General features: G+C 66.7%; 10 protein-coding genes. 2 read left to right on the top strand and 8 right to left on the bottom strand.

Going from position 1 to position 12,810, the window contains the following annotated elements:
- Window positions 1-10 precede the first annotated feature (10 nt).
- Together WG903_RS06875 and WG903_RS06870 are read right to left on the bottom strand one after the other, a co-directional pair.
- Window positions 11-1,444, bottom strand: coding sequence for an HlyD family type I secretion periplasmic adaptor subunit (locus WG903_RS06875; protein ID WP_340073580.1), 1,434 nt, complete (start codon window positions 1,442-1,444; stop codon window positions 11-13).
- Window positions 1,441-3,609 (bottom strand): type I secretion system permease/ATPase, encoded by a 2,169-nt coding sequence (locus WG903_RS06870; RefSeq protein WP_340073577.1) that lies wholly within the window; start codon window positions 3,607-3,609, stop codon window positions 1,441-1,443. Before WG903_RS06870 ends, WG903_RS06875 begins: the two co-directional genes overlap by 4 nt.
- Before the next feature lie 385 nt (window positions 3,610-3,994).
- Here WG903_RS06870 and WG903_RS06865 point away from each other — a divergent pair, with 385 nt between their 5' ends.
- Window positions 3,995-5,491, top strand: a complete 1,497-nt coding sequence (locus WG903_RS06865) for a Fic family protein (RefSeq protein WP_340073573.1) — start codon at window positions 3,995-3,997, stop codon at window positions 5,489-5,491.
- A 25-nt stretch (window positions 5,492-5,516) separates the two neighbouring features.
- Here the strand turns inward: WG903_RS06865 and pdeM are convergent, their stop codons facing one another.
- The 6 genes from pdeM to WG903_RS06835 form a co-directional block, all read right to left on the bottom strand.
- On the bottom strand, window positions 5,517-6,203 hold the full coding sequence (gene pdeM, locus WG903_RS06860; RefSeq protein ID WP_340073571.1) for a ligase-associated DNA damage response endonuclease PdeM: 687 nt from the start codon (window positions 6,201-6,203) through the stop codon (window positions 5,517-5,519).
- 4 nt (window positions 6,204-6,207) lie between these two features.
- Entirely contained in the window at window positions 6,208-6,840 is a 633-nt protein-coding gene (slmA, locus tag WG903_RS06855; RefSeq protein ID WP_340078206.1) for a nucleoid occlusion factor SlmA, read from the bottom strand.
- Between the two features lie 111 nt (window positions 6,841-6,951).
- A complete protein-coding gene (locus WG903_RS06850) occupies window positions 6,952-8,316 on the bottom strand; it encodes a sensor histidine kinase (protein WP_340078205.1) in 1,365 nt (454 codons plus the stop codon).
- A 47-nt stretch (window positions 8,317-8,363) separates the two neighbouring features.
- Window positions 8,364-9,059 (bottom strand): response regulator transcription factor, encoded by a 696-nt coding sequence (locus WG903_RS06845; RefSeq protein ID WP_340073569.1) that lies wholly within the window; start codon window positions 9,057-9,059, stop codon window positions 8,364-8,366.
- A gap of 10 nt (window positions 9,060-9,069) precedes the next feature.
- Complete coding sequence (argB, locus tag WG903_RS06840; RefSeq protein WP_340073566.1) at window positions 9,070-9,960, bottom strand: acetylglutamate kinase; 891 nt, start codon at window positions 9,958-9,960, stop codon at window positions 9,070-9,072.
- 36 nt (window positions 9,961-9,996) lie between these two features.
- Window positions 9,997-11,103 carry a glycosyltransferase family 4 protein gene (locus tag WG903_RS06835; RefSeq protein ID WP_340073564.1) on the bottom strand — a complete coding sequence of 369 codons (1,107 nt, stop codon included), beginning with the start codon at window positions 11,101-11,103 and terminating at the stop codon, window positions 9,997-9,999.
- A gap of 146 nt (window positions 11,104-11,249) precedes the next feature.
- Here WG903_RS06835 and WG903_RS06830 point away from each other — a divergent pair, with 146 nt between their 5' ends.
- The gene (locus WG903_RS06830; protein ID WP_340073562.1) at window positions 11,250-12,803 is read left to right on the top strand and encodes a DUF4214 domain-containing protein; all 1,554 of its coding nucleotides are present in this window, start codon (window positions 11,250-11,252) and stop codon (window positions 12,801-12,803) included.
- Window positions 12,804-12,810: the final 7 nt, after the last annotated feature.

Genomic DNA, 12,810 nt, shown 5'->3' with positions numbered 1-12,810 from the left:
TAGGTTTCCTTCACCTCTCCCTCAAACTCTCCCGACCAGCCGCCTGAATCGGACCCAGCAAGAACTCAATCACCCTTCGCTCCCCTGTCCTGATCTCCGCCGTCAAGTTCATTCCCGGCGTCAGCCGTACAGCCTTCCCATCCACATCGATCTGCGCGCTCTGCAGCGCCAGCGTCACCGGGAACAGCGCCCCGCGCTTCTCGTCGTTCACCGCATCTGCGCTCACTCGCGCCACAGTTGCAGCAACCGTGCCATAGCGCGTGTACGGGAACGTCTCCAGCTTGATCTCCCCCGTCTGTCCCACGTTCACAAAGCCGACGTCCTTGTTCTCCAGCATCACTTCAGCCGTCACCTGCGCTTCGTCCGGCACGATAACCATGAGCGCCTGCGCTTCTGTCACCACGCCGCCGTTGGTGTGCACGGCCAGCTGCTGCACAACGCCGTCCACTGGCGCGCGCAGGGCAGTGAGCCGCTCGCGCTGAACGGCCTTGGTTTCGTCTTGCTTCGCCTGTTGGAATTTGAGTTCGGCTTGTGCTTCGCGTTCGCTCAAGGTACGGCGCGTCTCGGCGATGTACGCGAATCGCGCGCTTTCGCTTTCGCGCAGCGACGCGGCCGCCTCGGACAACCTGGCGCGCTGCGTCGCGAGGTCGCGTTCCGTCTCGATCCGTTCGCGCGCCTTGTCCTGCGCCGTGTGGCTAGGCGCGAAGCCGTCGCGGGCAAGGCCTGCCAGGTCCACCTCGCGCTGCTTGGCCAGAGGCAAGGTGGCTTCAAGCTTCGCGATCATCTCTCGCGTGGTGGCGATCTCCGCCTGCCGCCGGCCGATCTCGGCCCCGAACTTGGCTAGCTTGGCCGAGATGTCGCTCCAGTTCGCGTCAAGCTGCGCCTGCGCCGCGCTGATCTCGGCCGCCGGCCACTCGGCCGGGAACACGGTGCGTGGCCGGCCTTGGCCGGATACCATGGCGTTTAGGATGGCGCGCGCGCGAATCGCATCGGACTTCGCGGCCTTCACCAGCTCCTGCACAGCGGCCTTGTCCGCATTGGCGACCGTCGGGTCCAGCTCGATCAACGTTTGGCCGGCCCTCACGCGATCGCCGTCGTTCACCAACACGCGCTTCACCACGCTGCGCTCCAGCGGCTGCACGACCTTCGTCCGGTCGCTCACCACGACCCGGCCGCTCGCGACGGCGACGATATCGACCTTGCCGAAAATCGCCCACAGCAGCGCGATTACGAACAGCGCCATTACCACGTACGCCGCGCGGCGCGGCGCGGGATGCACAGGCGATTCCTGCAGGCTCAACGCCGCGGGCAGGAAGGCCGCTTCTTCAGCGAGCCGCGCGGGGCCAGCGAGCTGGTGACGCGCGGCCCATGCCGCACCGAAGACGGCGCGGTAACGGGCCAGCAAGTCGGCGACGGGATGGCGCACGGGTGCGGTCGAATTCATGCGGTCGCTCCTTCTGCCGGGCAGGTGCCGTCCTGCATCCGCCACAGGTACGCGTACAGGCCGCGCGGCTTGACCACCAGTTCCTGGTGCGAGCCCGTCTCCACGATCTTTCCCTTCTCCAGCACGATGATCCGGTCGGTGTGACGCACAGCCGACAGCCGATGCGCGATGACGAACACGGTGCGCCCATTGCAGATCTGCGCCATGTTCCGCTGGATGACGGCTTCGCTCTCGTAGTCGAGTGCGCTGGTTGCTTCGTCAAAAATCAGGATGCGCGGGTTGGTGAACAGGGCCCGCGCAATCGCGATGCGTTGGCGCTGCCCTCCCGAGAGCGAACAGCCCTGTTCACCGACGATTGTTTCGTAACCTTCCGGCAGCTCGCCGATGAAGTCGTGCGCGCCTGCAAGTTGGGCGACGCGGATCACGGATTGGAGCGGCGCCGCGGGGTCCGCGATGGCGATGTTCTCGCGCACGCTACGGTTGAACAGCAGGTTCTCCTGCAGCACCACGCCCACCTGCCGTCGCAATTGCGCCGCGTCGATCAGGCTGATGTCGATGCCGTCGACCAGGATGCGTCCGGCTTCGGGCACATACAGGCGTTGCACGAGTTTGGTGAGCGTGCTCTTACCCGACCCCGAGCGGCCCACGATGCCGATCACCTCGCCGGGTTTCACGTCGAGCGAGATTCCTTCGAGCACAGGCGCCGCTTCGGGGCGGTAACGGAACGAGACACCGTCAAGCGTGACGCGGCCCTTCACCGGCGGCAACTGCGCGGCGTTTGTGGGCGGAATCTCCGTGCGCGTGTTGAGGATGTCCCCCAGCCGCGCCATCGAGATCCCCGTCTGCTGGAAGTCCGTCCACAACTGCGCCATGCGCATGATGGGATTGGCAACGCGCTGCGCGAACATGGTGAAGGCCACGAACTGCCCCACCGTCAGGTCGTTCGACATCACAAGATGCGCGCCCCACCAGAGCATGGCGGCATTCACGAGCTTGCCAATCAGGTTCACGCCCTCGTGCGCCCAGCTCGCTAGGTTCTGCGTGCGGAAGCTCGCGCTGACGTAGGCGGCCAACTGGTTGTCCCAGCGGCGTGCGAAGCTGGGTTCCAGCGCGCTAGCCTTCACGGTCTGGATGCCGGTCACTGTCTCGACCAGCATGGCCTGATTCTCGGCGCCGCGCGCGAATTTCACGTCGAGCCGCCGACGCAGGATGGGCACCACCATCAGGCTGAGCCCAAAATACAGCGGCAGGCTCACCATCACGATCAGCGTGAGCGACACGCTGTAGAACAGCATCACGCCTATGAAGAGGACGGAGAAGATCACGTCCAGCACCACCGTGAGCGCCTGCCCGGTAAGGAAGCTTCGGATGTTCTCCAGCTCGCGTACGCGCGCCACGGAGTCCCCGACGCGCCGTGCCTGGAAGTAAGCCAGCGGCAGTTGCACCAGATGCCGGAAAAGCCTCGCGCCCAGTTCCACGTCGATGCGGCTCGTGGTGTGGCTGAAGACGTATGAGCGCAAGGCGCTCAGCACGCTCTCAAAGATCACGACCGCGACGAGCCCGATCACGAGCACATCGAGAGTGGTCAATCCCTTGTGCACCAGCACCTTGTCCATCACTACCTGGAAGAACAAGGGGCTGACCAGCGCGAAGAGCTGCAAGAAGAGCGAAATGAGCAGCACTTCGCCCAGCAGTCGGCGGTACTTGACGATCGCGGGGATGAACCACGAGAAGTCGAACTTCGCCAAGTCGCCGACCAGGCTCGCGCGGCTCGTGATCAGGATCAGGTCACCCGTCCACTTCGCGGCGAACGCTTCCAGCGGCTCGATCATGGGGCGCGGTGTTTGCGAGCCCGGGTCCTGGACCAGCACGCGTTGGCCATCGCATTGGGCAAGGATGACCGCGCCGACTTGATCGTCAGCCCTCGAAACCAGCGCCAACGCCGGCAAGGGGTTCAGGGGCAGCCGCTCCAGAGTCGTCGCGGAGCGCTTGGCCTTCAGGCCAAGATGCTTGGCAGCACGCAGGATGTCGTCGACTGCGACGCGATCGCTCGGACGAATCCCCAGTTGGTGCGCCAGTGCCGCTGGATCCGCTGCAACCTGGTGAAAGCGCGCGATGGCGCACAGCGCATAGAGGCCCGACCAGCCCCCCCCCTGACGACGCATCGCGCACTTCTTCAACCGGCTCTGCGGCCGGCTGGACCTCCCCCACCATGTCTTGCCCCTCTTCGCTTTGCGCGAAAGAATAATTCTAGGGGCCGACATGAAACTTACGTCCTATATCTTGACTACGAGAGACGTTGCTTCGATCAAGAAAAATCGATGCAATGGGTGCCTGCGGAATGGCTCGTACGAGTTTCGTCGCGAAGGGAAAGCCCGTGCATCGGTAGGCTAGTGAGCCCGCTTTGTCGCAAATTCTGGGTGCGCCCTCCTGCGATTGTCGCGTTCTGTCATTGGCCGCCTCACGTTTGTCGCAAAAGTTGATTGTTCGAAGATTTCACGACATACTCACGGCTTGTGAGTACAATTGACGACAGTCGGTCAACCAACGATGGACAAATCGCGACAAGAGATCTTCATCAACGCTGAGCTCAGTGCGGCGAAAATTCGCGATGTCCAGCGCCGCGTGGCTCGTGGTGAACTCAAACGGGTCGCCCGAGGCATCGCCTCACCACTGGCCGAGGATCAGTGGCCGTCGCTCTTGCGCCGGCACAAGCTGCGGGTTGCAGCAGCACTGTTTCCCAATGCAGTCGTCACCTTCAAGTCCGCGTTCGATGGAGGAGTGTCCGACCCTCTCGTTCTTGCCTACACACATTCAAGACGAGTGGAGCTGCCCGGCCTGAACATCGTCTCCTTTACAGCGGCCGGGCCTGCGCCGGGGGATCAGCGCTGGGGGAAGACAGATCTGTTTTGGGCAAGCCAGGCGCGAGTGTTCCTGGACAACCTCAGCCGAAACGAATCCCACCGAAATGCCCCCTTGGCAGAAGTCGAGCAACGTCTTGCCGAAATCTGTGATGTGGCGGGCGAGGACCGGCTGAAGCGGCTTCGCAAGGAAGCAGAAGCGATCGCGCCGCAAATTTCCCGCGAGCGTGAACTGGCAAGCCTCTCCGGAAAAATCGGGGCCATCCTGGGGACGCGTGAGGCTACCGCCCTCAAGACTGGCGCGGTCGCGGCCGCGCTCGACGAAGAGCGCTTGCACCGCTTCGACCAACTCATTCGCGCACTCAAGACTCACACCTTGCCTGTCGTGAAAGACCCCGCTCGAGCAGGAGACGCCTTGGCCAACTTCGGGTTCCTGGAGTCCTACTTCAGCAACTTCATCGAAGGGACGGAGTTTGAGATCGAAGAGGCGGCCGACATTGCGCTCCATGGCAAGATCGTCGAGAAGCGCCCGAAAGATTCGCACGACATCTTGGGGGTGTTCCGTCAGATCGTCGCGCCGGCGTGGCGCCTGCAGACGATGCTCACGACGCCGGCCGTGGTCCAGCAGCTGTGCGAGCGTCACAAGGACATGATGAGCGCTCGCCCCGAAGTCAGTCCTGGCGAAATCAAGGTTCTTCCGAACAGGGCGGGCAACACGACGTTTGTGGCGCCACGCCTCGTGAGGGCAACACTTGCAGCAGGAGCGGCGCGATTGCACGAATTGGAACCGGGCCTGCCCCGGGCGCTCTACGCGATGTTTGTCGTCTCGGAAGTGCACCCCTTCAACGACGGCAACGGCAGATTGGCCAGACTTGTCATGAACGCAGAACTGTCTGCCGCCGAACAATGTCGAATCATCGTGCCCACTTTGTATCGAGAGACCTATCTGGACAACCTCAAGGCCTTGACGCGCGAGGGCCAGACGGACGGGTATATCAAAGCGATGTGCGACATCCAGAGGTGGTCTTCTGAATTCGACTATGACGAAGTTCAAGCGCTTATCGAGCAGGTCAAACGCACCAACGCACTCGAGCGATCGCTGACGGATTTCAGGCTGCTGTTTCCAGGCGACCTTGCGGCCTTGCCGAACGATCCGGGGAAAATCGAAGCTCGTCCAGGAAACTGAATCCGGACACGGTTGTGTCCTTAGCTCACGCAATCGGCAATTGCGGAATCGCCCGCACCACATCCTCCGCCACCGGAAAGATCCGATCCCCCGCCCGCGGCTCGATGCGATGCATCCCCGTGAAGCTGCCGAACGCGGGTAGCACACCGACTGCATTGTCCGGCAGCGCCCCCGAATCATCCCCAAACCAGAAACACGGCAGCCGCAGCCGCTCGAACGCGCGCCCGCCGACGCTGATGCACGGATGCCAGTGCCCCGCCATCACGTACGCGCCCTCGCGCGGTTTCGGGTGATGGCACAGGGCGAACGGCCCCAGCGCCAGCGGCTCGTCGACGACGCGGATGCCCAGCTCCGCCGGCGGGTCGCCGGCGCGGTCGTCGTGGTTGCCGCGCACCAGCGTGATCTCCAGCCGCATGTTGCGCTCGCGCCATTCGGTGATGGTCGCGAGCGTGCCCTTCGCATGCGAGCGCCGCGAATGCAGGAAGTCGCCCAGGAACACGATGCGCTCCGCGCCCGTGTCCGCCAGCGCCTTGTCGAGCGTTGCGAGCGTCTCGCTCGTCGTCCCGCTGGGCACGGGCACGCCCAGCTTGCGAAAGCTCACCGCCTTGCCGAAATGCGCGTCGGCGATGAGCAGGGTCTTGTGGGTGGCCAGCAGCGCGGCGCCGCTGGGATGCAGGACGACGTCGTCGCCTGCGACTGCGATGCGGAGCATCCTTCTAGAGCATGCGCGACAGGCAGGCGTCCAGGTGCTCGGACGGCGGGCGCTTGAAGCCCGACCGCGCAAAGCGCTGCAGCCGGCCGACGACGAAGGCGGTGAGCAGCGACGCGCGCACCTGCGCGTCGGCGCTGGGCGTGGCCGAGCCTTCGCCGCCTTCGCGCAGGCTTTGCTTCAGCGACGACTCGACCTTGTCGAAGAAGAGGTTCATGCGCTGCTGCAGGCGCTCGTTCTCGAAGACCAGGGCGTCGCCCACCATCACGCGCGTCATGCCGGGGTTCTTCTCGGCGAACTGCAGCAGCATCGCCACCGTCTTGGCGGCCTGGCCGGCGCCTGCGGGCTCGCGCTCGCCGATCTGGTTGATCAGCGAGAACACGCTCTGCTCGATGAACTCGATGAGGCCCTCGAACATCTGGGCCTTGCTCGCGAAGTGGCGGTACAGGGCCGCTTCGCTCACGTCCAGCCGCGCGGCCAGCGCGGCGGTGGTGATGCGCTCTGCGCCGGGCTGCTCCAGCATGGTGGCCAGGGCCTCGAGGATCTGCACGCGCCGCTCGCCCGGCTTGGGGCGTTTGCGGGCCGGTGCGGCGTCGGGGCTGGCGGGGGAATCGGGGCTGTCGAATTGCGCGTCGGGCATAGATGCGTTCGGGCGTTCGGCGGTCACTGTTGAGCCATTCTCGCACAGCCCCAAGTCAGGGTTTTCGCCAGCAGACGCGCATGCTTGCATGCATACACGCCAAGTGCGCGCTTACCCCGGCAGGGCCAGCGTGGCCTTCAGGCCGCGCCCGCCGTTGCCGCTTTCCAGCGTGAGGTGGCCGTGGTGCACGCGCGCGATTTCGTCGGCGATGGCCAGGCCCAGTCCATTGCCCTCGCCCGGCGTGCCCTTCACGCGGTAGAAGCGCTCCAGCACGCGCGAGCGTTCGGCCGGCGCGATGCCGGGGCCGTCGTCTTCCACCGATAGAAACGGCACGCCGCCGCGCAGGCCGCAGTGGATGGTGACCGTGCCGCCCGGCGGCGTGTACTTCACCGCGTTGTCGACCAGGTTCTCCAGGGCCTCGCGCAGCAGCCACTCGTGCGCATGGGCCGACGCCGGTTGCGCGTCCAGGCCCAGGTCGATGTGCTTGGCCGTGGCGTCGTCCAGGTGGTGCTGCAGGATGTCCTCGCACAGCGCCTTCAGGTCGACGCGCTGCATGGGCTGGGCGTGCATGGTGCGGGCATCGGCGCGCGACAGCGCCAGCAGCTGGCTCGCGAGCTGCGAGGTGCGCCGCGTCGCGTCGCGCAGCTTGGCCACCTCGTGCGCGGGCAGGCGCACCATCGCGTCGGCGGCCGGCGTGGCGTGCGCCCACGCTTCCACCTGCGCCTGCAGGCCCGCCAGAGGCGTGCGCAGCTGGTGCGCCGCATCGGCGATGAAGCGGCGCTGGCTTTCGGCCTGCGCGTTGACCAGCTCGAACAGGCGGTTGAGCGAGTGCACGAGCGGGCGCACCTCCTCGGGCGAGGCGCTCTCGTCCAGCGACGACAGGTCGCGCGGCGAGCGCGATTCCACCGCCACGCGCAGGTCCAGCAGCGGCTTCAGCGCGCGCGCCACCGCCCAGCGCACCGCGAAGGCAGCGAGCGTGAGCAACACCAGGTTGGGCAGCAGCACCTTGAACAGGATGGCGCGCGCCCATTGCTGGCGCGGGTCCGAGCCGTCGGCCAGCACCACGACCACCTCCCCCAGCACCGACTGCTGGCGCTGGCGCACGATGCGCCACGTGGTGCCCTCGTATTCCTCGCTGTGGAACTCGGCCTCGCGCGAGGTCGGCGCCAGGTCGCACATCCAGGCTTCGCCGCGCAGGGCCTTGCCGTCGGGGTCGCACAGCGAATAGGCCGATGCGGGCGACGAGAGGAATTCGTCCACGGCCGGCGCCAGCAGCAGCACCGGCGGGTCCCCGGGCTTCTGGCCCTCGGCGATGATCGAATCGGCCAGCAGCGGCAGCAACGCCGCGAGGCGCTGGTCCTGCTGGCCCGCGACGTTGCTGGCCGAGCGGTAATCGAACCACGCGTTGATCAGCGCTAGCAGCAGCAGGGGCACCAGCAGCAGCACCAGCAGCCGCCGGCGCAGGCCGGAGGTCATGCCCAGCGCCGCGCTCGCGCGCCGCCGCTTCGGCATGAAGGGCAGGTTCACGCCTGGGCCGTGAGCTCGAGGCGGTAGCCGAAGCCGCGGATAGACCGCAACCCCACGCCGTGCGGCTCCAGCTTGCCGCGCAGGCGCGAGATGTAGACCTCCACCGCGTTGGGCGTGATCTCGCGGTCCCAGCCGGTCAGCACCTGCAGCAGTTTTTCCTTGCTGGCGGGCTTGGGCGCGTTGATCAGGAGGTACTCCAGCACCGTCCATTCGCGCGGGCCCAGTTCGAGCGGCGTCTCCTGCCCGTCGTGCCGGGCCGACGCGCGGCGGTTGGCCGTGTCCAGCTCGATCGGCCCGAAGGCCAGCACCGCGCTGGTGGCCGCCTGCGAGCGCCGCAGCAGTGCGCGCAGCCGCGCCAGCAGCTCGGGCAGCTCGTAGGGCTTGATCATGTAGTCGTCGGCGCCCAGGTCCAGGCCATGCACGCGGTCGTGCAGTGCGTCGCGCGCGGTGAGGATCAGCACCGGCATCGCATGGCTGGCCATCTCGGGGCGGCGCAGGCGCTTGGTCAGCTCCAGCCCGTCCATGCGCGGCAGGCCGATGTCGATGATCGCGGCGTCGAACACCTCGGTGCGCAGGACCTCCTCGGCGCGCTCGCCGCTGCCGACCCAGTCCACCGTGTAGCCGGCGTCGGTCAGCCCCAGCTTGATGCCGCTGGCGACCATCACATCGTCTTCGACGAGGAGCAGGCGCATGGAAGAAGTTTCAGTGGGATCGGATCATGGTGCCGTAGGCCTGGTCGGTCAGGACTTCCAGCAGCATGGCGTGGGGCACGCGCCCGTCGATGATGTGCACGGTGTTGACGCCGCTGCGCGCGGCGTCGAGCGCGCCGCTGATCTTGGGCAGCATGCCGCCGGAGATGGTGCCGTCGGCGAAGAGCTCGTCGATCTCGCGCGCCGACAGGTTGGTGAGCAGCTTGCCCTGCTTGTCCAGCACGCCGGGCGTGTTGGTCAGCAGCATGAGCTTCTCGGCCTGCAGCACGGTGGCGAGCTTGGCCGCGACGACGTCGGCGTTGATGTTGTAGCTCTCGTTCTCCTCGCCGAAGCCGATGGGCGAGATGACGGGAATGAACTGGTCGTCCTGCAGCGCCTTCACCACCGAAGGGTCGACGGCGGTGATGTCGCCCACCTGGCCCACGTCGTGTTCCTTGTTCGGGTCCTTGTTGTCGACCATCTTGAGCTTGCGCGCGCGGATCAGGCCGCCGTCGCGGCCCGTCAGGCCCACGGCCTTGCCGCCGGCCTGGTTGATCAGGCCCACGATGTCCTGCTGCACCTCGCCGGCCAGCACCCACTCGACCACTTCCATGGTCTCGGCGTCGGTCACGCGCATGCCCTGGATGAACTCGCCCTTCTTGCCCAGGCGGTTCAGCGCCTGCTCGATCTGCGGGCCGCCGCCGTGCACCACCACCGGGTTCATGCCCACCAGCTTGAGCAGCACGATGTCCTCGGCGAAGTCGGCCTGCAGCTCCGGGTCGGTCATGGCGTTGCCGCCGTACTTGATGACGATGGTCTTGCCGTGGAAGCGGCGGATGTACGGCAGCGCCTGCGCAAGGATCTCGGCCTTCTCGCGGGGCGAAATGTGTTTCAGGTCGGTCATGGGCGGCGGCGGGGGATTCCCCTGATTTTGCCAGCCTCAGCGCCTGAGCCAGTTGGGCACCTTGAAGCGCACGATGCTCACGTAGGCCCACACGTAACTCACCACGAACAGGGCCGTGAAGAACATGAGCACCGGCGTGTTGCCCCAGAACAGCACGGCGGGGATGACGGTGAGCACCGTGAAGCCCCACAGGTAGGGCGACGTGCGGTTGTTGCGCAGGAGCATGGCGCGCGCCTCGTCGTCGTCGAACACGTGGCGCACGATGCGGCGGTAGATCAACTGGTGGAAGTGCAGCGCGTCGGCCACGCCGGGCGACTGCCCGCGCATCACCTTGCGCCAGATCGAGAACACCGTCTCCCACACCGGGTAGATCAAGAGCAGCACCGGGAACCAGGGCGAGACGTCCGGATAGCGCTGCACGAGCTGGATGCTGGCGATGGCGATGACCACGCCCCACAGGTAGGCGCCGCCGTCGCCGGCGAAGAGCAGGCCGCGCGGGTAGTTCCATACCAGGAAGCCGGCGGTGGCCCCGGCGAGCGCGAGCACGACGCCGGCCAGCTGGCGGTCGCCGTGGGCGAGGCACACATAGGCGAGCGCGAAGCAGCAGATCACGGCGACGATGCCGGCCAGCCCGTTGTAGCCGTCGATCAGGTTGAATGCGTGCGGCAGGCCGGCGACGGCGAAGATCGCCAGCGCGATGCCGAACCATGGCGTCGCGGCCCACAGGCCCTGCAGCGATTCGACACCCAGCGTGGGGATGGACAGGCCCAGCAGCCAAGTGGCCATCGCGCCGGCCAGCAGCGTGAAGGCGAGTCGCCAGCCCGCGGTGAGGCGGTGCGTCAGGTCCTCGCCGACGCCGCCGGCCACCGCGATGAGCGCCACCGACCACCAGGCCACGCCGATGGGAAACGCCATGCGCAACTGGCTGTGAACCTCGAAGAAGCGTTCGGAGCCGACCATCCACGCCCAGCCGGCCGTGCAGGCGGCCATCATCGCCACGCCGCCCAGGCGCGGGACGTGGCCGGTGTGGAACCGCTGGGGCACCGTCTGGCCATAGCGGCGGCCGTTGGTGCGGCCGATGCGCAGCAGGAGGGCGCAGGCGATGCAGGAAACCGCCCCGCACAGGATCAGGAGAATGAGCATGCCTTCAGGTGCGGACTTTCGGGTGCCGGAAACTCGCGCGGATTGTCTCACCCCCCGTCACATTCAGTACCGGCCGTCACTGATTCGCCAGGCTCAGCCGTGCGAAGATAGCGCCCGGAGTGGAGGGGGAGCGACCACAGGACCCCATGTACGAGATCTCGAACCGCACGGTGCTGCCCTACAGCAGCATCTGCTACCTGCAATGCACGTGGCCCGACGGCGGACCCGCCACGCGAGCCTCCGGCATCGTCGTCGGCCTGAACGACGTGCTCACCGCCGACCACGCGATCTACGACGCGGCGCGCGGCGGCTTCGCCACCAGCATCAAGGTCGTGCCCGGCGCCGACACGTCGCCCGGCCTGCTGTCGCCTTTCGGCAGCTACACCGACGTCGCCGTGATCTTTGCGCGCACGCCCGACTGGGACAACGGCGACGCGCCCGGCCTGCTCACGCCGGACGAATCGCAGTTCGACCTGGCAGTGCTGGGGCTGCGCACGCCGATCGGCAACACCACCGGCTGGACCCCCGTCGCGTCCTACGCCAACGACTTCACCGGCACCATCAACGGCTACCCCGCGCGCGGCTCGGGCCAGATGGAAGAGCAGATCGTCGCGCATGCGTCGGCCACCTGGCAGATCTACGACATCGACGCGAGCCTGGGGCCTGGCGCGTCCGGCGGGCCGCTCTTGCGCACCGAAGGCGGCGTGACGTCGGTGGTCGGCGTGCTCTCCAGCGGCGACGGCGCGCTGACGGAAACCACCTATGCGGCCCTCTACGGCAGCAACTGGCAATGGGTGCAGGACGCCATTCACGCCGACGACGCGGTGATGCAAGGTGCGCAGTTCCCCTTCGCCGGCACCTTCCCCGGCGCGGCCACGGGCATCGTGGCCTACATGGGCAGCACCGCGTCGGAAACGTTCCGCAGCACGTCGCTGGACGAAAGCTTCCTCGGCCGCGGCGGCTCGGACACGGTGCAGTTCTCCGGCGCCCGCACCGACTACCGCCTCTCGCATGCGAGCAGCGACATCGTCGTGAACGACACCGTGGCCGGCCGCGATGGCCGCGACACGCTCGAAGGCCCCACGCACGTGGCGTTCTCGGACTTCACGGTGAACCTGCAGGTCGGCGCCGACTCGCGCGCGATCTCGGCGTGGGACCTGAAGCTGCTGGAGTCGCTGTACGTCGGCTTCTTCAACCGCATCCCCGAGGCCGACGGGCTGGACTTCTGGATCAACCAGGTGCGCGCCGGCAAGAGCATCGTGCAGGTCGCGGACAACTTCTATTCGGCGGCGCTGCAGTACCCGGCGCAGACCGGCTACTCGGCGGCGATGACCAACGCCGACTTCGTCAACCTCGTGTACCGCAACTCGCTGGGGCGCAGCGAAGGCGCGGACCCGGAAGGCCTGACCTACTGGACCGACGCGCTCGCGCACGGCACGAGCCGCGGCTACCTCGTCGACCAGATCCTGCAGTCGGCGCTGTCGTTCAAGGGCAATGCCACCTGGGGCTGGGTGGCGGATTTGCTGGACAACAAGGCGCTGGTCGCGCAGCACTTCGCGGTGGAGATGGGCCTGAGCTACCGGCTGCCCGAGGACTCCATCACGCACGGCATGCAGATGGCAGCGGCGGTCACCCCGACCAGCACGGCCGCTGCCGTTGCGCTGATCGGGGTGTCCGACACCTTCTCTACCCTGGGATGACGCGCGC

Origin of the sequence: Ramlibacter sp. PS4R-6, assembly GCF_037572775.1 — a bacterium.
GTDB lineage: Bacteria > Pseudomonadota > Gammaproteobacteria > Burkholderiales > Burkholderiaceae_C > Ramlibacter.
Note: the sequence above shows the minus strand (reverse complement) of the source record. Positions and strands in the feature narration are given on the sequence as shown.